The following is a 22,599-nucleotide window of genomic DNA, read 5'->3' as shown; positions in this document are numbered from 1 at the left end:
GTGTTCGGACGTCATCGAGTCTTGGAGGAATCGCCACTATGACCCCCGAAAGCGTTGCCAAGCGGCACCAGACCCGCGGCGGCATCGAGTTCGCCGTCGCCGACCTCGACGCCGCCGAGTTCGGCCGCAAGGAGATCCGCCTCGCCGAGCACGAGATGCCGGGGCTGATGGCGCTGCGGCGCGAATACGCGGAGGTCTACCCGCTGCGCGGCGCGCGGGTCTCCGGCTCGCTGCACATGACCGTGCAGACGGCGGTCCTGATCGAGACGCTGGTCGCGCTGGGTGCCGAGGTGCGCTGGGCGTCCTGCAACATCTTCTCGACGCAGGACCACGCGGCGGCCGCGGTCGTCGTCGGCCCGCACGGCACGGCCGAGGAGCCCCAGGGCGTCCCGGTCTTCGCGTGGAAGGGCGAGTCGCTCGAGGAGTACTGGTGGTGCACCGAGCGGATGCTCACCTGGGACGGCGAGGGCCCGAACATGATCCTCGACGACGGCGGCGACGCCACCATGCTGGTCCACAAGGGGACCGAGTTCGAGAAGTCGGGCGTCGTGCCGACCCCGGACGAGAACACCTCGGACGAGTTCCGCGTGTTCCTCGAGCTGCTGCGCGACTCGGTGGCGGCCGACACGGGCAAGTGGACGAAGATCGGCGAGGGCATCCGCGGCGTCACCGAGGAGACGACCACCGGCGTCCTGCGGCTGTACCAGCTGGCGGCGGCCGGTGAGCTGCTGTTCCCGGCGATCAACGTCAACGACGCGGTGACGAAGTCGAAGTTCGACAACCGCTACGGCATCCGCCACTCCCTGATCGACGGCATCAACCGCGGCACGGACGTCCTGATCGGCGGCAAGGTCGCGGTGGTCTGCGGCTACGGCGACGTCGGCAAGGGCGCGGCGGAGTCCCTGCGCGGCCAGGGCGCGCGCGTGATCGTCACGGAGATCGACCCGATCTGCGCCCTGCAGGCGGCGATGGACGGCTACCAGGTCCGCACGCTGGAGAACGCGCTGCCGGAAGCCGACATCGTCATCACGACGACCGGCAACAAGGACGTCGTGCTGGTCGAGCACATGGCGAAGATGAAGCACCAGGCGATCCTGGGCAACATCGGCCACTTCGACAACGAGCTCGACATGGCCGGGCTGGCGCGGTACCCGGGCATCCGCCGCATCAACATCAAGCCGCAGGTCGACGAGTGGATCTTCCCGAACGGCAACACGATCATCGTGCTGTCGGAGGGCCGGCTGCTCAACCTGGGCAACGCGACCGGGCACCCGTCGTTCGTGATGTCGAACAGCTTCTCCAACCAGGTGATCGCGCAGATCGAGCTGTTCACCAAGCACGAGGAGTACGACAAGGAGGTCTTCCGGCTGCCCAAGAAGCTGGACGAGAAGGTCGCGAAGATCCACCTCCAGGCGCTCGGCGGTGAGCTGACGAAGCTGACCAAGGAGCAGGCCGAGTACATCGATGTGGATGTCGAAGGGCCGTTCAAGCCGGAGCACTACCGGTACTGAGATTTCGCTGGTCAGGGGCCGCCTCGAAGGTGTTCGGGGCGGCCCCTCCGGCGAATGTCGGAACTGTCCGATCAGCGGCGATAAGCTGCTCGGTGTGAGCGTCGAACTCTTCGCCGGCATCGCCGTCCGGGACTACGCCGGGGCTCTCGCCTGGTACGAACGCCTCTTCGGCTCGCCGCCCACCTACGTGGTCAGCGACACCGAAGCCCTCTGGGAAGTCACCGGGCACGGCTCGATCGTCGTCGAACTGCGGCCGGACCGGGCGGGTCACGCCTTCCACACCCTCTTCGTCGACGACCTCGACGAGCGCGTCGCCGCCATCTCCGCGCGCGGCATCGAACCCGCCGATCGCGAAACCTACGACAACGGTGTGCGCAAGATCATCTACCGCGATCCCGAAGGAAACGAACTCGGCATCGGCGGCGGACCCGCGTGACCTCTAGCACCTCACGGCCCGGTAGGTAGTCCGGCCGGCCCTCTCGCGCGGGCTCGTTGTCCCGGCAAGGGAAACCGGTGGCGTCAGGCTGATCCGTCACGCCTGGAGGTTCCCGATGCACGGGGTGTTCACGCTGTACCACGACGGCCGGTTCCGGGTCGGCGCCCAGTCGCGCGCCAAGCACCGCGGGCGCTGACTCAGTTCCACTCGACGGCGACGCCGGCCAGCCCCGGTCCGGCGTCGCTGAAGAACGCGCTGCTCACGCCGCCCATGTCGCACGCCAGCTCCTCCGCCACCACCGGCAGGGCGTCGTCGCGCGCCCGGACCTGGCGGGTGCACCGCGCCGGCAGCGCGTTGCGGTCGAACCGCAGCTGGACCAGGTAGCTCGCGCACCGGTCACGCAGCATCCGGTAGTACCCCGGCGACGCCGACCCGGAGTCGTCGCGGACCTCGAAGCAGAACACGTGGATGTCGCCCTCGGCGAGCTTGCGGTCGAACAGCAGCTCGGTCGCCATCGTGTCCGCGTCCGGGTTGCGGCGCATCCGCCCGACGCGGCAGCCCTCGTCCGTGATCAGCTCGACGTCGTCGATCCGGCAGCCCGGATCGCCGTTGTACACCGTCAGGTACCGGTCCGGCCCGTGGCGCCGGGCGCGCGTCACCAGCCGCGTGCGCAGGCTGACCTGGCGGTGCTCCGCGTCGAACGTGATCGTGTCGTGCACCGACAGCAGCTCGAGGTCGGCGTTGTAGTGGTTCGACGACGGGTACGCGCCGAGCTCGGCCAGCAGATCCTCGACGATCGACCCCATGTCACCGGAACGCAGGTCGTGGAACGACGCCGCCGGCTGGTGGCCGCGGCGGACCAGTCGCGGGCCGATCAGCACCACCAACGCGTCCGCGGGCAGCTGGAGGACCGATTCCAGGGCCCGGACCGCGGGCAGCGCCTTCGGCACCTCGGGCTGGCGCAGCCCGCGTTGCCAGTAACTCAGCGTGGACTGTCCGATTTGGACCCCGCGCAGCGCGAGGTGCGCGCGCAGCCGGGCGAGCGAGAGGCCGCGGTAGGCGATCGCCAGTCTGAGGGCGTGGTGGAACTCGCCGGTGCGGAGTGCCTCGGTCAGCTCTTTCGGCAGCTCGGCGACCGATGCCCGGGTCGTGCGGGCGCCATCGATGATCAGTGGGAGGTTCCCGTCTTGTGCCACCGCTCGTCCCTTCACCCGACCAGTGTGTGCGCTGGGCGTGAACACCGCGGAACGTTCACGTTAGCAGCGTAGAGTGCCCACGCCGACCCCCGTTCAGGGTGGTTGGCCTCGTTATGGTGACTGTTCCGCGTTCCGGCTGTGCCCCGGAACGGTCCGTTCCGCCGGATGGCGTTCTTGCTCCTTGTGACCGCGTTGTTCACCGTTGTGACCACCGCTGGTTCGCCCACTCCTCAGCAGGAGGCCGTTCGTGCTGGTGAAGTCGAGTCGGGTGCACGCCGTACTGGCCGTGAGCCTGATGTTGTGCCTGGTCGCGCCGGTCACCGCCGGAGCCGCGCCCGGAGTGCCGTCGACCTACCGGGCCCAGATCACCATCCAGGCCCAGCAGCGGACCCAGTGGTGCTGGGCCGCCGCCGGAGCCGCCATCGCGGCCGTCCACGGCGTCGCCGTCGACCAGACGCGGTTCTGTCAGCTTGCTCACGGTGAGACCGGGCAAGCCTGCGCGAACCTGCCCGGCACCCTCGCCGGCCCGCAGCGCGCCTTCGCCGAACTCGGGTTCGCTTCGCCCGGCCGCTACCTCGACCGCCGCATCTCCTATGCCGACGTCCGGACGCAGACCGCGGCGAACCGCCCGGTCGAGACCCGCGTCGGCTACCGCTCGGGCGGCGGCCACGCACACGTCCTCTACGGCTACGACACCCGCGGGAGCTGGGTGTTCTGGGGTGACCCGGGGCCGGCCAAGCGCTACAACTGGTCGACCTACGGCTACTACACCCACAACTCGTCGTTCACCTGGACGCACACGCTCACCGGGATCGCCCGATGAGCAGGCGAGTGCTGGCGCTCGCCGTGCTGACCGGCGCGGCGCTGCTGATGACGGCTCCGGTGTCAGGCGCGGCCCAGGCCGCCGGCATCAGCAGCGCCGACGCCGTGGCGGCGCACACCGCAGCCGCCGCGCCCGGTCTCCAGGACACGCTGGTGCGGTTCTTCGCGCAGGCCCCGGACGCGCACGGCCCGGTCTCCGTCGAGATCACGCCGGACGCGTACCCGGTCTACGAGCTGTCGCCGGACTTCGTCGCGGGCAAGCCGGGCGCGGCGCCGGGTGACTTCGCCTACTTCGCCGTTCCCGTCCGCGCGTCCGACGGCCGGACCGCGACGCTCTGGTCGGTCCGCGACGACGACGGTGCGTGGCAGGTCGGCAACATCGCCTCGGGCGACGTCGAAGGCGGCTACGCCCGCACGCTGCCCGCGGGCGCCCAGCTGCTGCACGAACCGCAGGCCGACGCGTGGTACGCCGTGCGGGACGGCCGGCTCACGTCGCTGTCGGAGCGAACGACCGTCGACGTCGCCGCCTACCAGCGCACGGTCTCGCAGCGGTACGCGGACAAGCTCCCCGGCTCGGACTACGCCCGCGAAGGCGAGGCCGGCGGCTACGACTCGACGTCGCAGGTGATGCCCCGCGGCGACGGCGGCCCGGCCCCGGCCGGCCACGACACCGGCTGGGTGCCGCTGCTGATCCTCGTCGGCGTCCTGGCGGTCAGCGGCCTCGGCTACGTGCTGCACCTGCGGCGGGTCTCCGCCTGAAGACGAACCGGCGGGCTCGGCGTCGATCCCCTTCCACCGAGCCCGCCGGTCCACCAACGGCACCGTTACTGTGACGTCCGTGGGTCGACTGGTGGTCATCGAAGGGCTCGACGGCGCGGGCAAGCGCACGCTCGCCGACGGGCTGACGGCGCAGCTGCGAGCGAAGGGTGCGAGCGTCGCGTCGCTGGCGTTCCCGCGCTACGGCAAGAGCGTGCACGCGGACCTCGTCAAAGAGGCGCTGCACCGCGGGCACGGTGACCTCGCCGACTCGGTGTACGGCATGGCCGTGCTCTACGCGCTGGACCGCAGCGGCGCGGCGGACGACATCCGCGCGCTGCGGGAGGCGCACGACGTCGTCCTGCTCGACCGCTATGTCGCGTCCAACGCCGCGTACGCGGCCGCGCGGCTGCGGCAGGACGCGACGGGCGAGGTCGTGAAGTGGGTTTGGGAGCTGGAGGTCGACCGCTTCGGCCTGCCGCGCCCGGACGCGCACCTGCTGCTGCGGGTGGCACCCGCGGTGGCGGCCGAGCGGGCCGAGCGCCGCGCGGAGGCGGAGACCGACCGCGAGCGCGACGCGTTCGAGACCGACGACGGCCTGCAGAGCCGGTGCGCGGCGGTGTACGACGAGCTGGCGGCGTCGGGCTGGCTGGCGCCGTGGCACGTCCTGGACGGCGTCGCGGGCGTCGACCTGGAAGCCCTCGCGACGACGCTGCTGGGGCAGTAGCCGGACGGCTGCCCGAGCCCGGCCTCGTAGGGGTCGTGTTCGCTGGTGAAGCCGACGCCGGCGACCGGGCCAGCGCCCACACAGGTCTCCTCGGCCGAAGAGTCCGTTGTGGACAGTTCAGGCAGGACGGTGCCGTGCGTTCCCTCCCGGGAAACACGATCCGCGCGATGATGCGGCTGTACCCCTAGGCGTGCGGCTTCGCCTGGCACCGGCGCACTTCGGCGACGAGGTCGTCGAGAGCGTCGAGGGCATCGGCCGGGACGTCGAGGCGGTAGACCCGCTGCGCGCCCGCCCGGCTGACCGTCACGAGGTGCGCGTCCAGGAGGATCCGCAAATGGCGCGACACCGTGGACTGCGGCAGCCCCAGTGCCGTCTGGATTTCGCCGACCGTCGCGGAGCCGCCGCGTTCGAGGAACACGCCGATGATGCGCACCCGCGTCTCTTCGCCGATCGCCCGCAGGACCGGCAGCGCGGTCGTGAGCGCGTCGTGGATCATCCGGCCACCGCCGTCGAGGAAAGCAGTCCTTCGAGTTCGTCCACCGGGAGGCCGTGCCGGTGTCCCAGCTCGATCCAGTCGCGCAGCATGCGGACTGTCTGCGCGCTGTGCCCGCCGAAGTGGTTTCGCAGGTACTCCGGCACGTCGAACGGAGCGAGGCGCGGCAACACCGTCAGCGCGGCACGGACAGCGGCCGGGCGCACAGCCTTCGGCCGACGGCCTCCGAACTCCGCCGCGACCGCGTTGCGAGCCTGGGTCGCCGCGATCGCCAGCGGCCGCGCAGCCCGGCGAGCCGCCGCGAGGTCGAAGTCCGCGGCCTGCAGCCCGGCCACCACCGGCATCATGCCCGCGGCGGAGACCAACGGTGCGGCCGAAGACGCGTCGCGCGACCGGGCGAACAGAGAGCGGAGCGAAGCGGGACCGGTGGTCGTGAACCGGAACCGTCCCGGCTGCCACCACCAGTCCGCCGCCGCGAAGAACTCCGGGACCACCAGGCCCCACGGCCGCCCACCCGCCAGCTCACGCAGCCGCGTCACCTCCGACGGCACCTGCGTGACCGCGGCGACGATCGCGGAAGACCCGCCGAGCAGCCGGGCCACCCCGGGCTCGGCGGGCGACGCCGTGCTGATCACCACGTCCCAGTCCCGGTCCGGGCCGTCGACCGGCGTCACGCCGACCCGCCGCTCGACGCGCCGGGACCCACGCAGCCGGTTCGTCGCGACGACCAGGGAATCGGCGGCCGGCTCGCGCACCGCGAGCGTCACCCGGTGGGCCGGCGCCATCGACGTCACCAGCACCCGGGCCACCGGGCCGCGCCCGACCACGAGAACACGCATGCCGACAACATATCCGGATATCCGGATGTACGGCTACTCCCGGAAGTAGCCCAGCTGCGCGGAGAGCTCGTCCGCCGCCTCGGTCATCGGGCGCACGATCTGCTTCACCCGCTGCTTCGAAAGCCGGTACGACGGACCGGACGCGCTCATCGCCGCGACGACGTCGCCGCCCGGGCCGTGGATCGGCACCGCGACCGCGTGCATGCCGAGCTCGAGTTCTTCGTAGCAGGCGGCCCACCCGTCGGCGAGCACCCGGTCCAGCTCGGTCATCAGCTCGTCCGGCTCGACCGTCGTGCGCGGCGTGTACTGCTCGAGCTTCCGCTTGAGCACCCGCTTGCGCTCGGTTTCGCCCATGTACGCCAGCAAGATCTTGCCGCTGGACGTCGCGTGCAGCGGTGTGCGCTGGCCGGTCCAGTTCTGCGTCGTGATCGCCGCCGAACCGCGGGCCTGGCTGATGTTGATCGCGACGCCGTCGTCGGCGATGGCGATGTTCACCGTCTCGCCCAGCTCCTCGGCGAGCGACTGGCAGCTGGCGCGCCCCAGCTTGGCCAGGTCCATCCGGCCGGTCGCGGCGCCGGCCAGCCGCACGATGCCGAACCCGATCGCGTACTTCCCGCGTTCGCCGAGCTGCTCGACCAGGCCTCTCGCCTCCAGGACGCTGAGCAGCCGCGACGCCGTCGACTTGTGGACGCCCAGCTCGCCCGCGATCTCGGTGATGCCGGTTTCGCCGTTGCGGGCGAGCAGCTCCAGCACGCTGATCGCCCGGTCGACCGACTGCACCTGGCTTTGAGTTGCGTTGCCCGAGTCCTGGTTCCGCATAGCGCAACGGTATCCGTTTCGCGCCGTTCCTATCGGCTGAGTGGGCGAATCTCTTGACGCGGACACCGGTGAAGGCGGCCTTCACGGACCGTCCGGGGGCACCCGGATGGAGCAGGCACCCGTCCCGATCTTGATCTTTCTGGTGGTCAAACACGCGGGTCGTGCGTGCGGGCGTCGGAACTAGTGCGAATATGTGGACATGAAGGCACGTGTTCTCGTGGTCGACGACGACCCCGCACTCGCGGAGATGCTCACCATCGTGCTCCGCGGGGAGGGGTTCGACACGGCCGTGGTCGCCGACGGTTCCCGCGCGCTCCCCGCGCTGCGCGAGCTGAAGCCCGACCTCGTCCTGCTCGACCTGATGCTGCCCGGGATGAACGGGATCGACGTCTGCAAGGCGATCCGCGCCGAGTCCGGGGTGCCGATCGTCATGCTGACCGCCAAGAGCGACACCGTCGACATCGTCCTCGGCCTGGAGTCCGGCGCGGACGACTACGTCGTGAAGCCGTTCAAGCCGAAGGAGCTGGTCGCCCGGGTCCGCGCCCGGATGCGCCGCACCGAGGCCGAGCCCGCGGAGTCGCTCACCATCGGCGACCTGGCGATCGACGTGCCGGGCCACGAGGTCACGCGCGAGGGCAAGGCCATCCCGCTGACCCCGCTGGAGTTCGACCTGCTGGTGGCGCTGGCCCGCAAGCCGCGCCAGGTGTTCACCCGCGAGGTGCTGCTCGAGCAGGTGTGGGGCTACCGGCACGCGGCCGACACCCGGCTGGTGAACGTGCACGTCCAGCGCCTGCGTTCCAAGGTGGAGAAGGACCCGGAGCACCCCGAGGTGGTGTTGACCGTTCGCGGTGTCGGGTACAAGGCCGGCCCGCCGTGATGAGTCGATGACCTCGGAGACTCCGAGAGGGCTCCGCGCGTTCGCGCGTTCGACGGCACGCCTGGTGCGGCGTGTCGTCGTTTTCGCGCGCCGCCGCGCGGTCGCGTTCAACGAGCTGTGGAAGCACTCGCTGCAGTTCCGCGTCACCGTGTCGACGCTCGCGCTGTCCTCGGCGGTCGTGTTCGTGCTGGGCATGGTCCTGCAGAACCAGATCACCGAGCGCCTGCTGGACACCAAGCGCGAAGCCGCGATCGCGCAGACCCGCGCGGCCGCGGACACCGCCGCCGGTGAGCTGGTCGGCCTCGGCGGCGAGACGCCGGAAGCGCTGAGCAACCGGCTGCAGAACGCGCTGAAGAAGATCGCGATCACCCCGACCAGCCAGGACGCCGCGGGCTCGGCGGCCGGCACGTTCGTCCCGGTGCTCGCCAGCGGCGGCCGCGACCAGTCCGGCGAGGACCCCGCGTCCGCCGGGCCGTTCGACAGCGTGCCGCCGCGGCTGCGCCAGTTCGTCGAAGCCAACGAGATGAGCTGGCTCGAGCACACGGTCACCGACCCCGACGGCGGCCGCACGACGTACCTGATCGTCGGCACGCCGCTCAACACCGTCGCCAGCCCGTTGCAGCTGTACTTGCTGTTCCCGCTGACGACCGAGCAGAACACCGTCGCGACCGTGCAGAACACGCTGCTCGTCGGCGGGCTCGTGCTGCTGCTCCTGCTGGCCGGCATCACGAACCTGGTGACGCGCCAGGTGGTCCGGCCGGTCCGGCAGGCCGCCGCGGCGGCCGAGCAGTTCGCCGGCGGCGACCTCGACCAGCGCCTCACCGTGCTCGGCGAGGACGACCTGGCGAAGCTCGCGGTGTCCTACAACGGGATGGCCGCCAGCATCCAGCGCCAGATCCGCCAGCTCGAGGACTTCGGCGGGCTGCAGCGGCGGTTCACCTCCGACGTCTCGCACGAGCTGCGCACGCCGCTGACCACCGTCCGGATGGCCGCGGACGTGCTGCACGCGTCCCGCGAGCAGTTCCCGGCCGGGCTCGCCCGGTCGACCGAGCTGCTGGTGGACGAGCTCGACCGGTTCGAAGCGCTGCTCGGCGACCTGCTGGAGATCAGCAGGCTCGACGCCGGTGTCGAAGACCTGTCCGCGGAGTTCATCGACGTCCGCCCGATCGCCACCCGCGCGGTCGAGCAGGTGCGGGTGATCGCCGGCAACGCGGGGAGCTCCGTGGAGCTCGTGCTGCCGGACGAGGAGGTCGTCGCCGAGGTCGACGCCCGGCGCGTCGAACGGATCCTGCGCAACCTCCTCGGCAACGCCGTCGACCACAGCGAGGGCAAGCCGGTGGTGCTGACCGTCGCCGCCAACGAAACCGCGGTCGCGGTGACCGTGCGGGACCACGGCGTCGGCCTGCGGCCCGGCGAGGCCGACCTGGTGTTCAACCGGTTCTGGCGCGCCGACCCGTCGCGCAACCGGCGCACCGGTGGGACCGGACTTGGCCTGGCGATCAGCCAGGAGGACGCGCGCCTGCACGGCGGCGAGCTCGACGCGTGGGGCGAGCCCGGGCAGGGCGCCTGCTTCCGGCTCGTGCTGCCGCGCCGCCAGGAGGTGCCGGCCGGCGACCCGCCGCTCGTGCTGCCCCCGCCCGACCGCGTCGCCGCCGAGGTGCCGCTCGGGCTGATCGAGATCACGCCGGCGCCGGAGGCGATCTTCGCGGAACGTGAGGAAATCGGGCAGTGAAACGCGTTCTTCTGGCTTTGCTGTGCCTGGTTCTGGTGGCGGGGTGCGCGAACGTCCCCCTGGAATCCCAGCCCGTCGTCGTCTCCGGTGAACGTCAGGGCCAGGGCTCCGGCGACGTCGTCCCCGAGCCGGACAAGGACATCGACCCGCTGACGCTGGTCCGCGGCTTCATCGGCGCGACGCTCAAACCGGGCCAGAACAACGCGGCCGCCCGCGCCTACCTGGACGACCAGAGCCGCGCGGCCTGGCGGCCGAACCGCAGCTTGACGATCATCCAGAACACCTTCGGCACGGTCTACGACCCGGCCCCGCAGCCCGACCCGAACACGCTGGTCGTCAACGTGCGCGGGTTCGACGTCGGCACGCTGGACCAGAGCAGCGCGTTCGTCCCGGACTACAGCGCGGCGGCGCTGCGGATCAAGGTGCGCAAGCAGGCGAACGGCCAGTGGCGGATCACGGACCCGCCGCCCGACCTGTACGCGACCGAGTCCGACTTCAGCGAGAACTACACCGCGGTGCCGGTGAACTTCTACTCGGAGCAGTCGGCCACGTTCGTCCCCGACCGGCGCTACGTCGTCGCGAAGCCGCAGTCCGGGTTGCCGAGCCGCGTGGTGAACCTGCTGGTCAGCGGGCCGTCGACGAGCCTGGCCGGGTCGGTGAAGAACCTGCTCGCCGAGCCGATCGAGGTCGACACGAACGTCAAGAGCCTGGACGACGGGACGCTGGTGGTGCCCCTGACCGGGCTGTCCGGGGCGGCCGACGACATCCGGAACCTGATCGCCGCGCAGATCGTCCTCACGCTGCAGTACGTGACGTCGGCGCGGATCCGGATCCTCGCCGACGGCGCCCCGCTGGTCGCCAACCACCCGGACTGGCGGGCGAACGAGCTGCCCGCGTACGACGCGACGCTGTCGCCGCGCCGGGAACTGCCGGGGCTGATGACGGTCGGCGGCCGGGTCCGGTCGCTCGACGACGGCGCGCCGGTCGGCGGCCCCGCGGGCAACGGCGGCTACGACGTCGTGAGCGCGGCCCAGTCGATCGACGGCAAGCGCCTGGCGGTGGTGGAGCGCGACGGCGACAAGGTCCGCCTCCGGATCGGCGACCTGGGCCACGACCTGGCGCTGGTCAACCTGGGCGGGACGACGCTGAGCCGCCCGACGTGGCGGCCGGGCACCGGCGAGGTGTGGACGGTCGTCGACCAGGCGTCGATCGGCCGGATGGTGGTCAACCAGAACAACCAGTGGACGGCGCTGTCGGTCAACGCGACGGACCTGATCCAGCAGGGCGACATCACCGAGCTGCGGTTTTCCCGCGACGGCGCCCGTGTGGCGGCCGTGGTGAACGGCCAGCTGTGGGTGGCGTCGGTGACCGGCAGTGGTGACTCGGTGGCCCTGCGCGAGCCGAGGCTGCTGCAGCCGCACGACCTCAAGGACGTCGTCGACGTGGACTGGCTGGCCCAGGACATGCTGGTGGCGGCGACGAAGTCGACGTCCCAGCCGGTGGTCCGCGTGACGGTGGACGGCCAGCGGATGGACGCGTTCAACAGCTCCAACCTGACGCCCCAGGTCCACGGCGTGACGGCGGCCCCGAGCCGCCCGATCGTGGTGGCGGACGCGAGCGGCCTGTGGACGGCGTCGGTGCTGGGCGAGGTGTGGCGGCCGCAGAACCACTCGATGAAGGACGCGGATCCCTTCTACCCGGGCTGATTTCGGAAACTGTCGGTGGTGCCGGGGACACTGTCCGTGTGGTGTTGCTCGATCTGCTGATCCCCGCCCGGTGCGCCGGCTGCGGGGCCCGTGGGGTGCCGTGCTGTGACCGGTGCGCGGCGGTGTGGGGTTCGGTGTCCGAAGTCGTGCGGGTGCCGGTGGCGGGGCTGGCGCGGGTGTTCGCGCTGTCCCGGTACCGCGGGGTGGGGCGCCGGTTGCTGATCGCGTTCAAGGAACGCGGGCGGCGGGATTTGGCCGTTCCATTGGGATTGGCGTTGGCTCGGGCTTTGGTGGTGTTGCCCGTTCCGGGTGCCGCGCTGTGTCTGGTTCCGGCGCCGAGCCGCCGGTCGGCGGCGCGGGTGCGCGGAGGTCCGCACGTCGAGCTGCTGGCTGCCGCGGCCGCTTCCGTGCTGGCCGGGTGGGGGTTCGAGGTCGCGGTGGCTCCGGCGTTGGAGCTGGCGGGTGGCGCGCGGGACGCGGTCGGGTTGGACCGCGCGGCGCGGGCGGCGAACTTGGCGGGGCGGCTGCGGTTCCGCGAGGCGGGGCGGCCGCCGCCGGGGATGCCGGTGGTGGTGCTGGACGACGTGATCACGACGGGAGCCACCGCCGCGGCTTGCGTGCGGGCTCTGGCGGCGGAGGGGATCGAGGTGGCGGCGGTTTTGACTTTGCTCGCGGCCGGGTGAATTCCGGGCGGGCTGCGGTTGCGGCCGCGGATTGCCCGCGGTGCCGGCCCGGATGGCGTGCCGTGTCCGGCGGAGTGCGCCCGCGCTGGTCGCGGTGTTCTCATCCGGCCCGCGCTGCTCGGCCGGCGTGCCATGATCGGCAAAAGTGCTCCCACGCCAACAGAAATTGCCCAGTGTGAACTCACCGGCCCGCCGCCCAACCCCGACAACCGCAACCGAAGCCACCACCCGCGTCCGCGCCCGGCCAACCCTCACTTCACCCGCCCCCGGGTGAACCGGCACGTCACCTACACGAGTGACATCCGCCGGGAACGCACCCGGCCTCCCGGCCGTTGTCCGGGCATGAGGGTGTCGATCAAGACCACCTGGCCGCCACACCACTCCACCGGAGTGGCGGCTACCGGGAACCTGGCCGTCACCCTCGGCGTCCACCAGCAGCCGGCGCTGCGCCGTCCGTGTGAAAGCGCGACAACGGCGGCGCCTCCGACCAGCGGGTGTTTTCCGGTGTTCACCCTCCGCTCACTGCGTGGCGTGACGGAGTCTCATTCCTCGACATCCCCCGGCTCGGGGGCTGTTGCTCCGGGCGTGAGGAAGCTAACGTGCACCGCAATCAGCAATCCCCGCAGGCAGGGAGGTGACGAGCCCATGTCCCTGGCGCCGGAGGTGCGCTGAGTCCGCGCTCGGGCTCCCGGCACGAGACGTCGTGAACCGCTCCCGAGTTCCTTCTCAGCCCGCGATCGGGCTTACGTCCCCGCAATACCGGCGCCGTGTGTGAACTCAACAGCTCGCAGTCATCGAAGCGAGGGAGGTCGTGTATGGATATCGTCGTCAAGGGCCGCAACGTGGAGGTGCCCGACCACTATCGGGCGCTTGTCAGCGAAAAGCTGGCCCGGCTCGAGCGCTACGACAGGAAAGTCATCCGGTACGACGTGGAGCTGTTCCACGAACCCAACCGGCGCCAGGCCAAGAGCTGCCAGCGCGTCGAAATCACCGGAAAGGGGCGGGGCCCGGCCGTACGCGCTGAAGCGTGTGCCGCCGACTTCTACGCAGCGCTCGATTCCGCAGTCACCAAGCTGGAAAACCGGCTGCGGAGGACACACGACCGGCGGCGCGTGCACTACGGCCGCAGCCGCCCGGAATCGGTCGCCGAAGCGACCTCGGCACTGCCGGGTGGCGCAGCCCCGGCCGCGGCCAGTCCCGTCGCGGGAACCGCGGTGCTCGAAGCACCGGAACCGCAGGCGAACGGCTTCGCGAGCGCCGACGAGATACACCTGCCCCAGCAGCAGAGCTGGGCCGACGACGACCTGGGTCACCAGCCCGGTCGCGTCGTTCGCGAGAAGCAGCACACCGCGGAGCCCATGACGGTGGACCAGGCTCTCTACGAGATGGAGCTGGTCGGCCACGACTTCTACCTCTTCAACGACTCCGAAGCGGGCCGGCCCAGCGTGGTCTACCGGCGGAAAGGCTTCGACTACGGCGTTATCCGGCTCGGCTGAGCCGGTCCAAGGAGGCCCGCCGGATGGCCCGCACGCGGCTCGCGTGCGGGCCATCCGCATGTCAGAACCTTATTCTGGTTAGGTCGGCGCTACGGACCGCAGGCCGCCCGCCCGCGGTGACATTCGCGCCGGCCGACGGCTGAATAAGGTTCTCAGGACGTACGGCGTGTGCACACGACGGCCACCGTTCCCTACGATGGGGGTGGGAAGGTGGCGCCGAACACGGCCGCCACCGCGGGAGAACCTGCCCGGGACCGGCCTGGGCGTGCTCATATTCAGCTAGTGAGGTCGACCGGATGGTGCTGAACCGCCTGCTCCGCGCGGGTGAGGGCAAGATGGTGAAGCGGCTGCGCAACATCGCCGATCACATCAACACCCTCGAAGACGACGTCAAGGACCTGACCGACGCCGAGCTGCGGGCCAAGACAGACGAGTTCCGCAAGCGGAACGGCGATGGCGAATCCCTCGACGACCTGCTGCCGGAGGCCTTCGCGGTCGTCCGGGAGGCGGCCAAGCGGGTGCTCGGCCAGCGCCACTTCGACGTCCAGCTGATGGGCGGCGCGGCGCTGCACCTCGGCCAGGTGGCCGAGATGAAGACCGGTGAGGGCAAGACGCTCACCTGCGTCCTCCCCGCCTACCTCAACGCCATCCCGGGCAAGGGCGTCCACGTCGTCACGACGAACGACTACCTCGCCAAGCGCGACTCGGAGTGGATGGGCCGCATCCACCGCTTCCTCGGCCTCGAGGTCGGCGTCATCCTGTCGGAGCAGCAGCCGGACGTGCGGCGCTCCCAGTACAACGCCGACATCACCTACGGCACGAACAACGAGTTCGGCTTCGACTACCTGCGCGACAACATGGCGTGGAGCCTCGACGACTGCGTGCAGCGCGGGCACAACTTCGCCATCGTCGACGAGGTCGACTCGATCCTCATCGACGAGGCCCGGACGCCGCTGATCATCTCGGGCCCGGCCGACCAGTCGTCGCGCTGGTACGTCGAGTTCGCCCGCCTCGCCCCGCTGATGCAGGGCATCGACACCACCACGATGGGGTCGCGGGAGCGCACCGAGAAGGCGAACCTGATCAACTCGAAGTACCACTACGAGGTCGACCAGCGGAAGCGCACCGTCGCCGTCACCGAGAAGGGCGTCCGGTTCGTCGAGGACCAGCTCGGTATCGAGAACCTGTACGAGGCCGCGAACACGCCGCTGGTCGGGTACCTGAACAACGCGCTGAAGGTCCAGGAGCTCTTCCACCGCGACAAGGACTACATCGTCCGCAACGGCGAAGTCATGATCGTCGACGAGTTCACCGGCCGCATCCTGGTCGGCCGCCGCTACAACGAGGGCATGCACCAGGCGATCGAGGCCAAGGAAAAGGTCGAGATCAAGGCCGAGAACCAGACGCTGGCCACGATTACGCTGCAGAACTACTTCCGCCTCTACGACAAGCTGGCCGGGATGACCGGTACGGCCGAGACCGAGGCCGCGGAGTTCCACCAGACCTACAAGCTGGGTGTGGTGCCGATCCCGACGAACCGGCCGATGGTCCGCGTCGACCAGGCGGACCTGATCTACAAGACCGAGCAGGCCAAGTTCGAGGCCGTCGCCGAGGACATCGCCGAGCGGCACGAGAAGGGCCAGCCGGTCCTCGTCGGCACCACGAGCGTCGAGAAGTCCGAGCACCTGTCGAAGCTGCTGGTCAAGCTGAGCGTCCCGCACGAGGTGCTGAACGCGAAGCACCACGACCGCGAGGCGCTGATCGTCGCGCGCGCCGGCCAGAAGGGCGCCGTCACGGTCGCCACGAACATGGCCGGCCGCGGTACCGACATCGTGCTCGGCGGCAACCCCGACCTGATCGCCGACCAGGTGCTGCGCGAGCGCGGCCTGGACCCGGTCGAGCACTCCGAGGAGTACGAGGCCGCCTGGCCGGAGGTCCTGGAGCAGGTCAAGGCGGAGTCGAAGGCCGAGGCCGAGGAGGTCCGCGAGGCGGGCGGGCTTTACGTGCTGGGCACCGAGCGGCACGAGTCGCGCCGCATCGACAACCAGCTCCGCGGTCGTTCCGGCCGGCAGGGCGACCCGGGCGAGTCCCGCTTCTACCTTTCGCTCGGTGACGAGCTCATGCGCCGCTTCAACGCGACCATGGTCGAGCGCGTCATGACGACCATGCGGCTGCCCGACGACGTGCCGATCGAGCACAAGATGGTCTCCAAGGCCATCAAGAGCGCGCAGACCCAGGTCGAGCAGATCAACATGGAGCAGCGCAAGGACGTCCTCAAGTACGACGAGGTCATGAACGAGCAGCGCAAGGTGATCTACGCCGAGCGCCACCGCGTCCTCGCCGGCGAGAACCTGCGCGAGCAGATCGAGGGCATGCTCGTCGACGTCGTCAACGCCTATGTGGACGGTGCGACCGCCAACGGGTACGCCGAGGACTGGGACCACGAGAAGCTGTGGTCGGCGCTGAAGCAGCTCTACCCGGTCAGCATCGAGTGGGACGACCTGATGGAGGACGGCGACCTCGACGAGCACTCGCTGCGCGAGGCGCTCGTCCAGGACGCGCGCGACGCCTACGACAAGCGTGAGGCGGAGATCAACGCGCTCGTCGGCCCGGACGGCATGCGGACCCTGGAGCACCAGGTGATGCTGACGGTCCTCGACCGCAAGTGGCGCGAGCACCTCTACGAGATGGACTACCTCAAGCAGGGCATCGGCATGCGGGCGCTGGCGCAGCGCGACCCGCTGATCGAGTACCAGCGCGAGGGCTTCGACATGTTCCGCGCGATGCTCGACTCGCTGAAGGAGGAGGCCGTCGGCTTCCTGTTCAACCTGCAGGTCGAGCGGGCGGAGGCGCCGCCGGCGGAGGCCGCGGCCGCGGTGCCGACGGGCGTCGCTTCGGGCAACGGCCAGGCGGCCGAAGGGCGGCACGCGCGGCCGGCGCCGCCGCAGCCGCCGACGACCGACACCGACTCCGTCCCGGCAGCGCTGCGCGGCAAGGGCCTCGGCGGCGGTGGCCAGCAGCCGGGCATGACGCTGTCCGGCCCGGGCGAAGACGGCGAAGTCGAGTCCCACGCCGAGGGCGGGGCGCAGGCCGCGGGCGGTGGCGCCGGCGGGACCCGCCGGGACCGTCGCGCCGCGCAGCGTGACGCCCAGAAGAAGGGCAAGAAGGGCCCGCGTCGCTGACGTGGTTTTCCGGGGCCGGGGTGCACGCACCCCGGCCCCTTTGTGTGACGGGGAGCAAGCTGGTGGATCCGCAGGAGTTCTTCGCGCTGTTCGCCGCCGAGCGGCGGCCGGACCCGTACCCGGCGTACCGGCGCTGGCGCGAACGCTTTCCCGTCGCGGAGCTGGCCGAGCGGATGTTCGCGGTCAGCGGCTTCGCCGAGGCGACGCAGGTGCTGCGCGACCCGGCGTTCGGCCACCCCGAACCGGAGTACCTGGATCCCGCGGACCGGCTTCCGGACCAGCCGGTCGACGAGTCGGGACGCGTGGTCCGGGCGTTCCTGTCGCTGAACCCGCCCGACCACACGCGGCTGCGGCGGCTGGTGGCGAAGGCGTTCACGCCGCGGATGGTCGAGCGGCTGACACCGCGGATCGAGCAGATCACCGCGTCGCTCCTCGACGGCGTGGGCGGGTCCTTCGACGTGATGACGTCGCTGGCGAAGCCGCTGCCGGTGGAGGTGATCGCGGAACTGCTGGGCGTGCCGTTGAACGATCGCGAGCGGTTCGCGGCGTGGTCGCACGCGATGGCGCGGGCGCTGGACCCGCCGTTCCTGCAGCACCCGGACACGATCGAGCCGGCGGTGAAGGCGCGGCAGTCGTTCGTCGCGTACTTCCGTGAGCTGGCGGACGAGCGGCGGCGCGAGCCCGGCGAGGACCTGCTGTCGGCGCTGGTGGCGGTGTCGGACGCGGGCGACGTGCTCAGCGAGGGCGAGCTGCTGGTGACGTTGACGTTGCTGCTGATCGCCGGCCACGAGACGACGACGAACCTGATCGGCAACGGAGTGCTGGCGCTGCTGCGCAACGGCGGTGTCGACGCGGCGGATCCCTCGCGGGTGGTGGAGGAAGTGCTCCGCTACGACTCCCCGGTCCAGCTGACCGCCCGGACAGCGTTGCGGGACACGTCTTTGGGGTCCGTCGCGGTGCCGGCGGGCAGCCAGGTGATCGTCCTGATCGGAGCGGCCAACCGCGACCCGGCGACCGGCCCGGCCCCGGAGTCGTTCGACCCAGCGCGGGTGCCGGGGCGGCATCTGGCGTTCGGCCAGGGAATCCACTTCTGCTTGGGCGCACCCCTGGCGCGGCTGGAGGGCCGCATCGCGTTCCGCGAGCTGGCGCACCGGTTGCCGGGGTTGCGGTTGGCGGGCGACCCGAGTTGGAACGCGACCACGACTCTGCGCGGCTTGGCAACGCTGCCGGTCGCGAGCGGAAAATAGGGCCGGAACCCCCACTCACCACTCACGACCCGAGCGCCCCAATGTGGCCTTGGTTGCGTCTCACGCACCCAAGGCGGCCTTCGGTGCGTGAGACGCACCGAAGGCCGCCTTGGGGCGCTCGGGTCCGGCGGTGCGCGGGCCGAGCGGGCGGGTCTCACGCCGCCGCCTGGCGGTTCGCCCGCCGGTCCGGACGGCTCGGCTTCAGCAGGGCGAACCGCACGCACTGCCACCCCGCCGGGGTGCGCGTGAAGCGGGCCGCCAGTGCGAACGACCGGCCGTCCGCCTCCACGCGGGTGCACGCCTCGATCACCTCCGGCGCCGGCGTGCACGTGTGGACCCGGCACAACCGGTGCCGCGGCCGCGTCCCCCGTGGCCCGCTCAGGCCCGCGTACACCTCCGGGGCCACCAGCCCGCGGATCTGCGGCACCGGGCGGCGCCCGTCGTACGCCTCCAGCAGCATGGCCAGCAGCCGGCCCACCTCGCTCGCCTCGAACTGCCTCGGCGTCGGCCACCGGGCGTCACCCCCGCGGTTTCCGTGCGGGGGCACCGCCGGCGGCCGCTCGGCGCGGCGCGGTACTTCGGCGTGGATCAGCGTTCTCACGCGGTGTTCCTCGGACATTTCCTCCCCTCCCGGGCGCGGCATTTCGCCGTCGCCGGTGCTTAGAGGCGGGAACCGGCCGGAAAGGCGACGGGAATCGCCCGATTCGGCAAAGAACCGCCGAAGCTGTGGATTCGCCCGAGTACGTGCGGTAAGCGCCGGGTCGCGTTGTTGCGCTATGCGAGACAACGCGTCGCCGCCCCGGCTATGGTGTGCCGGGTGCTGAAGGGGTTATTGGTCGATTTCGCCGGAGTTCTCACGGATCCCGACGCCGGCCGCTTCTACGACTACCTGGCGGCCGCGCGCGAGCGAGGCGTCCGCACCGCGCTGCTGTCGAACGCCCCCGGGGCGTCGGACGAGGTCAAGAACACGATGTTCGACTATTTCGACGCCCTCGTGTTTTCCGGTGAGGTCGGGGTGGCCAAGCCGGATCCGGCGGTCTACCTCATCGCGGCCGAGCGGCTCGGCCTGCCCGCCGTGCGCTGCGCGTTCGTCGACGACTCCGCCGCGAACATCCGCGGCGCCGTGCAGGCGGGCATGGTCGGCGTGCACCACCGGTCGGTCGGGGAAACGCTCACCGAGCTCGACGTGCTTTTCCCGGACCGGTGAGGGTCAGCGGGCGCGGCGGACCAGTTCGAACGACAGGACCGCCGCCGCGGCTGAGACATTCAGCGACTCGACGTCACCCGGCATGGGAATCGACACCCATTCCGTGACGAGCTCGCCGACTTCGGCGCCGACCCCGGCCGTCTCGCCGCCGAGCACGAACGCGGCGCGCTGCGGCAGGTCGACGTCGAACACGGTCGTGCGGGCCGACGCGCCCAGCGCGTAAAGGCCGTAGCCGGCTTCGCTGAGCATTTCGGCGGCTTCGCGCGCGGAGCCGCACCGCAGCACCGGCGCGCGGAAGGCGACGCCGGCCGAAGCCTTGACCACCAGCGGGTCCAGCGCCGCGACCCCGCGCCGGGGCACGATCACGCCGTCCAGTCCGGCGGCGGTCGCCGTCCGCAGGATCATGCCGACGTTCGCGGGCGTGGTGATGCCGTCGAGCAGCAGCACCCGCGACGGCGGCCGCCGGTCGGCCAGCGCCGCCGAAAGCGCGCGCATCCGTGGCGCGACGACGTCGGCGAGCACGCCCTGGTCCTGCTTGCCGTTGCCGGCGAGCACCTTGACCCGGTGCGCGCTGGCGCGCTGCACCGGCACGCCGGCGTCCTTCGCAGCGCGCTGGATCTCCGCGGCGCCGGGGCCGCGGGCGGTGTCGGCGAGGATCACCTTGTCCACGCGCAGGCCGGCGTCGGCCAGCGCTTCGAGCACCGGCTTCCGGCCGTACACCGTAAGAAAGCGATCCTTCGGCGAGATCGTCGACTCATCACCCACACCGGGCAGTCTCGCACTGTGCGACGATCGGCTCATGCCCGACCGCCTTTCCGCGCTGGACGCCTCGTTCCTCTACGTCGAGGACCACGCGACGCCGATGCACGTCGGCGGGGTGGCGATCTTCGAGCGCCCGCGCTCCGGGTTCAGCTACGCGCAGCTGCTCGACCTCGTCGGCGCGCGGCTGGCGTACCTGCCGCGCTACCGCCAGCGCGTGGCGGAGGTGCCGGGTCACCTGGCGCGGCCGGTCTGGGTGGACGACGTCGACTTCGACCTGAACTACCACGTCCGGCGCTCGGCCCTGCCCCAGCCGGGCAGCGACGAGCAGCTGTTCGACCTGGTCGCGCGCCTGATGTCCCGCCGGCTGGCGCCGGAGCGGCCGCTCTGGGAGGCGTACTTCATCGAGGGACTGGCCGGCGACCGGATCGCGCTGGTGACGAAGACGCACCAGTCCGTTGTGGACGGTGTCGGCACGATCGAGCTCGGCCAGCTCATCCTCGACCCGACGCCGGCCGAGCCGGAGCCGTTCGAGGACATCTGGACGCCGCGGCGCGAGCCGAGCCGCACGCAGCTGGTGCTGGACGCGGTCAGCGAGGGCGTCCAGCGGCCGGGCGAGGTCGTGGAGAACGTCCGGTCGGCGGCGAACGACGCGTTCGCGGCGGCGGGCAAGTTCGCCGAGACCGTCGGCGGGGTCGCGACGACGCTGCGCACGCTGGTGAAGCCGGCGCCGACCGGGCCGCTGAACGTCAGGGTGTCCGGCGGCCGCGTGTTCTCGGTGGTCCGCACGCGGCTGGAGGACTTCCGCAAGATCCGCGCGGCGCACGGCGGCACGGTCAACGACGTCGTCCTCGCGGCGATCACGGGCGCGCTGCGCGAGTGGCTGCTTTCGCGCGAGGAGCAGCTGACGCCGACGACGACGATCCGCGCGCTGGTGCCGCTGGCGGTCCGCGACGCGGAGACGGCGGAGTACTCGACCCCGGCGCTGGTCGGCAACCAGGTGGCGGCGTACCTGGTGGACCTGCCGGTCGGCGAGCCGAACCCGGTGCTGCGGCTGCAGCACATCGGGCACGCGATGGCCGAGCACCTCGACTCGGGCCGTCCGGTGACGGCGCGCGGGCTGCTCAAGGTGGGCGGCTTCGCCCCGGCGACGCTCCATTCACTCGGCGCGCGGGCGGCGGGGTCGCTGTCCGGGCGCATCTTCAACGTCATGGTGACGAATTCACCGGGCCCGCAGGTGCCGATGTACGCGGGAGAGGCCAGACTGGTCGAGATGTTCCCGGTCATGCCGCTGATGCGCACCCAGGCGCTGGCGATCGGGGTGACGTCCTACCACGGTGGCGTCTACTTCGGACTGAACGGCGACCGCAAGGCCGCCTTCGACGTGGACCTCGTGGCCGGGATGATCGAAGAGTCCCTGGAAGAGCTGAAGGGTGCGCACTGGTGAGGGTCTATCTGCCTGCGACCATCGCGATGCTTCGCGACCTCGAATCCTCGGGGGAGTTCCGCGCCCGCAGCGGAACGGCGTTCGCGTTGACGCCGGCGTTGCGCGAGGCGTACGTGAGCGGTTCGGACGAGGAGCTGGAGTACGCGGCGTTGCTGGACGCGGCCCGGGCCTCGTTGCGCTTGATCGCGGCGGAGGAGAAGGGCGAGCCGCGGCGGGTGGTGATCTCGGCGGACGTTTCCGGGGTGACGCTGCGGCCGGATCTGGACGCACCGGTGGTCCGCATCGGCGGCCCGATCCCGTTGTCGGCGGTGGCGGCGATCCACGTGGACGCGGCGGAGGCGGCCGACGCGGTGGCGGCGGCCGCGGCGGTGATCGACGCGGCGGATCTGGGGGATCCGGACGCGGAGTTCACTCTGGGGGATGCCGAGGACCATGAATTGGCTTGGTATGCGCCGCAGGAATTGCCGTTCTTGCTGGAGTTGCTCTGAGTTGTCCACAGGTGGGTTGGGCTGTGGACAACTCGGCTTGAGTGGGGGTTGCTCCGGCAAAGTCGTGGCCGCGCGGTCTGCCCGGCCTCGCGGCGATGTCATGAAAGGGTCGTTCATGTCGTCTGACGAGGTGAACGACCCGTTCATGACATGCGGGCGACCGGATCGGCCGCGCT

The 22,599-nt window shown here is 71.0% G+C and carries 21 protein-coding genes; 15 read left to right on the top strand and 6 right to left on the bottom strand.

Annotation, left to right across the window (positions count from 1 at the left end):
- The first annotated feature begins 38 nt into the window (after positions 1-38).
- The gene (ahcY, locus tag ABFJ78_RS43960) at positions 39-1,511 is read left to right on the top strand and encodes an adenosylhomocysteinase (protein ID WP_436393387.1); all 1,473 of its coding nucleotides are present in this window, start codon (positions 39-41) and stop codon (positions 1,509-1,511) included.
- A gap of 94 nt (positions 1,512-1,605) precedes the next feature.
- The gene (locus tag ABFJ78_RS43955) at positions 1,606-1,947 is read left to right on the top strand and encodes a VOC family protein (protein WP_436393386.1); all 342 of its coding nucleotides are present in this window, start codon (positions 1,606-1,608) and stop codon (positions 1,945-1,947) included.
- A gap of 197 nt (positions 1,948-2,144) precedes the next feature.
- On the opposite strand, the gene ABFJ78_RS43950 is transcribed toward ABFJ78_RS43955, so the two are convergent.
- Positions 2,145-3,143, bottom strand: coding sequence for a hypothetical protein (locus ABFJ78_RS43950; protein WP_003085563.1), 999 nt, complete (start codon positions 3,141-3,143; stop codon positions 2,145-2,147).
- A 247-nt stretch (positions 3,144-3,390) separates the two neighbouring features.
- Here ABFJ78_RS43950 and ABFJ78_RS43945 point away from each other — a divergent pair, with 247 nt between their 5' ends.
- From ABFJ78_RS43945 to ABFJ78_RS43935, 3 genes are all read left to right on the top strand, one after another.
- The gene (locus tag ABFJ78_RS43945) at positions 3,391-3,966 is read left to right on the top strand and encodes a papain-like cysteine protease family protein (RefSeq protein ID WP_436393385.1); all 576 of its coding nucleotides are present in this window, start codon (positions 3,391-3,393) and stop codon (positions 3,964-3,966) included.
- Complete coding sequence (locus tag ABFJ78_RS43940) at positions 3,963-4,724, top strand: hypothetical protein (RefSeq protein WP_436393384.1); 762 nt, start codon at positions 3,963-3,965, stop codon at positions 4,722-4,724. Before ABFJ78_RS43945 ends, ABFJ78_RS43940 begins: the two co-directional genes overlap by 4 nt.
- 70 nt (positions 4,725-4,794) lie before the next feature.
- Positions 4,795-5,448 carry a dTMP kinase gene (locus tag ABFJ78_RS43935; protein ID WP_436393383.1) on the top strand — a complete coding sequence of 218 codons (654 nt, stop codon included), beginning with the start codon at positions 4,795-4,797 and terminating at the stop codon, positions 5,446-5,448.
- A 184-nt stretch (positions 5,449-5,632) separates the two neighbouring features.
- Here ABFJ78_RS43935 and ABFJ78_RS43930 read toward each other — a convergent pair whose 3' ends face one another.
- Genes ABFJ78_RS43930 through ABFJ78_RS43920 form a run of 3 tightly spaced genes read right to left on the bottom strand, consistent with a single transcriptional unit; the run spans position 5,633 to position 7,599 of the window.
- On the bottom strand, positions 5,633-5,944 hold the full coding sequence (locus ABFJ78_RS43930) for an ArsR/SmtB family transcription factor (protein ID WP_436393382.1): 312 nt from the start codon (positions 5,942-5,944) through the stop codon (positions 5,633-5,635).
- Positions 5,941-6,780 (bottom strand): hypothetical protein, encoded by an 840-nt coding sequence (locus ABFJ78_RS43925; protein ID WP_436393381.1) that lies wholly within the window; start codon positions 6,778-6,780, stop codon positions 5,941-5,943. The genes ABFJ78_RS43930 and ABFJ78_RS43925 overlap by 4 nt, the downstream gene beginning before the upstream one ends.
- Positions 6,781-6,813: 33 nt before the next feature.
- Positions 6,814-7,599: an IclR family transcriptional regulator gene (locus ABFJ78_RS43920; RefSeq protein ID WP_436393380.1), complete on the bottom strand. Its 786-nt coding sequence runs from the start codon at positions 7,597-7,599 to the stop codon at positions 6,814-6,816.
- 199 nt (positions 7,600-7,798) lie between these two features.
- Between ABFJ78_RS43920 and mtrA the strand changes: the two genes are divergently transcribed.
- The 7 genes from mtrA to ABFJ78_RS43885 all read left to right on the top strand — a co-directional run bounded on the left by mtrA (position 7,799) and on the right by ABFJ78_RS43885 (position 18,522).
- Positions 7,799-8,476 (top strand): MtrAB system response regulator MtrA, encoded by a 678-nt coding sequence (mtrA, locus tag ABFJ78_RS43915; protein WP_005150760.1) that lies wholly within the window; start codon positions 7,799-7,801, stop codon positions 8,474-8,476.
- Between the two features lie 7 nt (positions 8,477-8,483).
- Positions 8,484-10,208 (top strand): MtrAB system histidine kinase MtrB, encoded by a 1,725-nt coding sequence (gene mtrB, locus ABFJ78_RS43910; RefSeq protein ID WP_436393379.1) that lies wholly within the window; start codon positions 8,484-8,486, stop codon positions 10,206-10,208.
- Positions 10,205-11,914, top strand: coding sequence for an LpqB family beta-propeller domain-containing protein (locus ABFJ78_RS43905; protein WP_436393378.1), 1,710 nt, complete (start codon positions 10,205-10,207; stop codon positions 11,912-11,914). The genes mtrB and ABFJ78_RS43905 overlap by 4 nt, the downstream gene beginning before the upstream one ends.
- A gap of 41 nt (positions 11,915-11,955) precedes the next feature.
- Positions 11,956-12,597: a ComF family protein gene (locus tag ABFJ78_RS43900; protein ID WP_436393491.1), complete on the top strand. Its 642-nt coding sequence runs from the start codon at positions 11,956-11,958 to the stop codon at positions 12,595-12,597.
- 815 nt (positions 12,598-13,412) lie between these two features.
- Positions 13,413-14,093, top strand: coding sequence for a ribosome hibernation-promoting factor, HPF/YfiA family (gene hpf, locus ABFJ78_RS43895; protein WP_436393377.1), 681 nt, complete (start codon positions 13,413-13,415; stop codon positions 14,091-14,093).
- Positions 14,094-14,389: 296 nt separating this feature from the next.
- Positions 14,390-17,275, top strand: coding sequence for a preprotein translocase subunit SecA (gene secA / locus ABFJ78_RS43890; RefSeq protein WP_436393376.1), 2,886 nt, complete (start codon positions 14,390-14,392; stop codon positions 17,273-17,275).
- A 62-nt stretch (positions 17,276-17,337) separates the two neighbouring features.
- Positions 17,338-18,522, top strand: a complete 1,185-nt coding sequence (locus ABFJ78_RS43885; protein ID WP_436393375.1) for a cytochrome P450 — start codon at positions 17,338-17,340, stop codon at positions 18,520-18,522.
- 154 nt (positions 18,523-18,676) lie between these two features.
- Here the strand turns inward: ABFJ78_RS43885 and ABFJ78_RS43880 are convergent, their stop codons facing one another.
- Positions 18,677-19,123 carry an Rv3235 family protein gene (locus ABFJ78_RS43880; protein WP_436393374.1) on the bottom strand — a complete coding sequence of 149 codons (447 nt, stop codon included), beginning with the start codon at positions 19,121-19,123 and terminating at the stop codon, positions 18,677-18,679.
- A gap of 231 nt (positions 19,124-19,354) precedes the next feature.
- Here ABFJ78_RS43880 and ABFJ78_RS43875 point away from each other — a divergent pair, with 231 nt between their 5' ends.
- On the top strand, positions 19,355-19,729 hold the full coding sequence (locus tag ABFJ78_RS43875) for an HAD-IA family hydrolase (RefSeq protein ID WP_372664591.1): 375 nt from the start codon (positions 19,355-19,357) through the stop codon (positions 19,727-19,729).
- Between the two features lie 3 nt (positions 19,730-19,732).
- Here ABFJ78_RS43875 and ABFJ78_RS43870 read toward each other — a convergent pair whose 3' ends face one another.
- Positions 19,733-20,494 carry a TrmH family RNA methyltransferase gene (locus tag ABFJ78_RS43870; RefSeq protein WP_364453216.1) on the bottom strand — a complete coding sequence of 254 codons (762 nt, stop codon included), beginning with the start codon at positions 20,492-20,494 and terminating at the stop codon, positions 19,733-19,735.
- Between the two features lie 34 nt (positions 20,495-20,528).
- On the opposite strand from ABFJ78_RS43870, the gene ABFJ78_RS43865 reads away from it, so the two are divergent.
- Both ABFJ78_RS43865 and ABFJ78_RS43860 read left to right on the top strand, forming a co-directional pair.
- Positions 20,529-21,935 (top strand): WS/DGAT/MGAT family O-acyltransferase, encoded by a 1,407-nt coding sequence (locus ABFJ78_RS43865; RefSeq protein WP_436393373.1) that lies wholly within the window; start codon positions 20,529-20,531, stop codon positions 21,933-21,935.
- Positions 21,932-22,423, top strand: a complete 492-nt coding sequence (locus ABFJ78_RS43860) for a DUF6912 family protein (protein ID WP_329055469.1) — start codon at positions 21,932-21,934, stop codon at positions 22,421-22,423. Before ABFJ78_RS43865 ends, ABFJ78_RS43860 begins: the two co-directional genes overlap by 4 nt.
- Positions 22,424-22,599: the final 176 nt, after the last annotated feature.

This window comes from Amycolatopsis sp. MEPSY49 (genome assembly GCF_051337345.1).
In the GTDB taxonomy this organism is placed as follows: Bacteria; Actinomycetota; Actinomycetes; order Mycobacteriales; family Pseudonocardiaceae; genus Amycolatopsis.
Note: the sequence above shows the minus strand (reverse complement) of the source record. Positions and strands in the feature narration are given on the sequence as shown.

Bases quoted from the DNA above. Each gene is read 5' to 3' on its own strand.
- mtrB (WP_436393379.1), top strand. From the start codon at position 8,484: ATGACCTCGGAGACTCCGAGAGGGCTCCGCGCGTTCGCGCGTTCGACG.
- ABFJ78_RS43940 (WP_436393384.1), top strand. From the start codon at position 3,963: ATGAGCAGGCGAGTGCTGGCGCTCGCCGTGCTGACCGGCGCGGCGCTG.
- hpf (WP_436393377.1), top strand. From the start codon at position 13,413: ATGGATATCGTCGTCAAGGGCCGCAACGTGGAGGTGCCCGACCACTAT.
- ahcY (WP_436393387.1), top strand. From the start codon at position 39: ATGACCCCCGAAAGCGTTGCCAAGCGGCACCAGACCCGCGGCGGCATC.
- ABFJ78_RS43925 (WP_436393381.1), bottom strand. From the start codon at position 6,780: ATGCGTGTTCTCGTGGTCGGGCGCGGCCCGGTGGCCCGGGTGCTGGTG.
- ABFJ78_RS43930 (WP_436393382.1), bottom strand. From the start codon at position 5,944: ATGATCCACGACGCGCTCACGACCGCGCTGCCGGTCCTGCGGGCGATC.
- ABFJ78_RS43865 (WP_436393373.1), top strand. From the start codon at position 20,529: ATGCCCGACCGCCTTTCCGCGCTGGACGCCTCGTTCCTCTACGTCGAG.
- ABFJ78_RS43920 (WP_436393380.1), bottom strand. From the start codon at position 7,599: ATGCGGAACCAGGACTCGGGCAACGCAACTCAAAGCCAGGTGCAGTCG.
- mtrA (WP_005150760.1), top strand. From the start codon at position 7,799: ATGAAGGCACGTGTTCTCGTGGTCGACGACGACCCCGCACTCGCGGAG.
- secA (WP_436393376.1), top strand. From the start codon at position 14,390: ATGGTGCTGAACCGCCTGCTCCGCGCGGGTGAGGGCAAGATGGTGAAG.